The organism is Streptomyces sp. NPDC050704, assembly GCF_040654355.1.
Classification (GTDB): Bacteria; Actinomycetota; Actinomycetes; order Streptomycetales; family Streptomycetaceae; genus Streptomyces.
The window spans coordinates 1-2,213 of record NZ_JBFAHW010000260.1; the positions used below are offsets into that span (position 1 = coordinate 1).

The window sequence follows — 2,213 nt, forward strand, 5'->3', positions numbered from 1 at the left end:
GCTCGCCGACGGCACAGTCCGTGTGCATGAGGAAACGCAGGATGTTCCGGTCCGCGACGAGCGCGGCGTAGGCGCCGCGCGCCGCATCCAACGCCGCGTCGGCCCGGTAGTGCGCGGCCAGGGACGTCTTGCCGACGCCGCCCCGGCCGCCGATCGCGATCACCCGCGGACGTCCGGTGACGTCGGTGATGCATCGCGCAGCTGCCGGACAGCGTCGAGCACGGTCACCACCCGCCAGCCAACGCCCTCGGTCTCGCCTGGATGCAGATGCATCGACAACCTGTCTCCGGAGCTCCGGACAAGCCGTCCGGCGCCTGACCTTGGCCTGACAGTGCGGCGCGCCCAAGCTCTTGCTCGTCACCAAGAGTGGCCAAGGGGAATTCGGTGCCGACGTGCCCGGACGTGTCGGCACGAGAGCTTGGACGAAGGAGCGTGCGGAAGGCTGGTAACGCGTCTTGTTCGCGCAGATGAGTGCATGGTGCCGAGCGGTGCCCGGGCGCTTGTAGTCAGGCAGTCCGGTGCCTCTCGCCCGGCCGGGCACACAGCAGCGGATCGCCACCTGGTGGACCCGTCCGGTCTATCGGGGCGTCAACACACAAAACTCGTTGCCGTCGGGGTCGGCCAGCAGGACGGCGCCATCCGCACCGACCTCCAGCCGAGTGGCCCCGAGGGACACCAGACGGTCGACCTCCGACAGCTGATCACCGTGGACAGGTGGAGTGAGGTCGAAACGCTGCCGGTTCCTCCCCTCCTTCGGTGCCACGGGCGGGCCACCCCACGCGACCTTTGTGCCGCCCTGCGGGGACTGGATCGCGGTCTCCTGGTCCTGGTCCCACACCAGCGGCCAGCCCAGCGCCGCGCTCCAGAAGAGACCGACCTCCCGGGTGCCGTCGCAGGCGACCTCCCCGAGAAAGCCGCACCCGGCGAGGAAGTTGTTGCCCGATTCGATCACGCAGAACTCGTTGCCCTCGGGGTCGGCCAGGACGACGTGCCCTTCTTCGGGGCGCTGCCCGACGTCGAGGTGGCTGGCGCCGAGCCTCAGCGCAGCCGCCACCGTGTGCTGCTGGTCGGCGGGGCCGGCGCTGGTCAGGTGAAGGTGCATGCGGTTCTGCCCCACCTTCTCCGCGCGGCCCGGCACGAACCGGAGGCCAAGTTGGGTGTCCTCGCCAGGCAGGAGCGCGCCACCGGCGTCCTCGACAACCTCCCTGCCGAGCACGCCGGCCCAGAACTGCGCCAGGCGCAGTGGTTGGCTCGCGTCGAAGCAGACCGCAAACAGCTGACAAGTCATGGCATCCCCGATCGTTGACTGACGGCTGTCGACAACATGCCTTCTCCGCCTGTGCGGATGAGAGCATAAGGAGTGCTGGCGTCGCGCACAGCCGATTATTCGACAGCAGGCAGCGCAGCCGACGACGCGGTGCAATCTCACGCGCCGCTCCTCGGTCCAGAACGAGGATGCGAGTATCGACGCCTGGGAGGGTGAGGCGGTCGCGCTGCCCCGCGCACTCCACCGATATCCCGGACTCGCCGGCAGCGGGCCACGGACCTCAGCTCTCGTTGCAGGGTGCTCGCGGCGCCCACGGCCCGTATGCATGGTCCGGCGCTGCCACGGAGGCGGGAGCACCGCACCATCGCGCGCATCCGCGGCCGTGAGCCCAGCGCCCGCACGCCAGGGAGGGCAAGCCCTTCTGCTCGCGCGGCCAGCACGGTGAGATCTATGAAGCGTTGCCTCTCTTCCTGCTGGTGATGTGTGATCGACGAACAGGTTGGTTGGGTGGGCAGCACCTGGGAGGACCCGGCCGTCCATGAGGTGGCCGGCCGGCCGCGCCGCCGTTTCTACCGGATCACCCAGGACGGGGCCGTGGAGGCCCGCGATGCCCTGGCCCGTGCCTACCGGTCCCGGAAGCAGCCCCTGCCCGGCTGGGCGGCCGTCCCGCCCGGCATCTGAGGGGGGCTTGTGCGAAACCGTGTCCGAAAGTGACGGCGCACAGACTCTGGCCTCTCGGGCTTGTAGCGCACAGGCAGGAGCAGCCGGTGAAGAGTGAGCACAGGGACATGGCCGGGTAGCTCGCCGACGGCGGACGTTCGGCCCCGGCCACCGAGGTGTTCGTCGCTCATCGCAACCTGCTGTTCACCGTCGCCTACGAGATGCTCGGCTCGGCCGCCGACGCGGAGGACGTCCTGCAGGAGACCTGGCTGCGGTGGGTGGGCGT

Annotated in this window: 3 protein-coding genes; 2 read left to right on the forward strand and 1 reads right to left on the reverse strand. The window is 69.7% G+C overall.

The window, feature by feature from the left end:
• Nucleotides 1-577: 577 nt before the first annotated feature.
• Complete coding sequence (locus AB0I18_RS51905) at nucleotides 578-1,288, reverse strand: VOC family protein (RefSeq protein ID WP_363112868.1); 711 nt, start codon at nucleotides 1,286-1,288, stop codon at nucleotides 578-580.
• 486 nt (nucleotides 1,289-1,774) lie between these two features.
• Between AB0I18_RS51905 and AB0I18_RS51910 the strand changes: the two genes are divergently transcribed.
• A complete protein-coding gene (locus AB0I18_RS51910; RefSeq protein WP_363112869.1) occupies nucleotides 1,775-1,948 on the forward strand; it encodes a hypothetical protein in 174 nt (57 codons plus the stop codon).
• A gap of 155 nt (nucleotides 1,949-2,103) precedes the next feature.
• On the forward strand, nucleotides 2,104-2,213 hold a 110-nt coding region (locus AB0I18_RS51915), incomplete at its 3' end, for a sigma factor (RefSeq protein WP_363112870.1).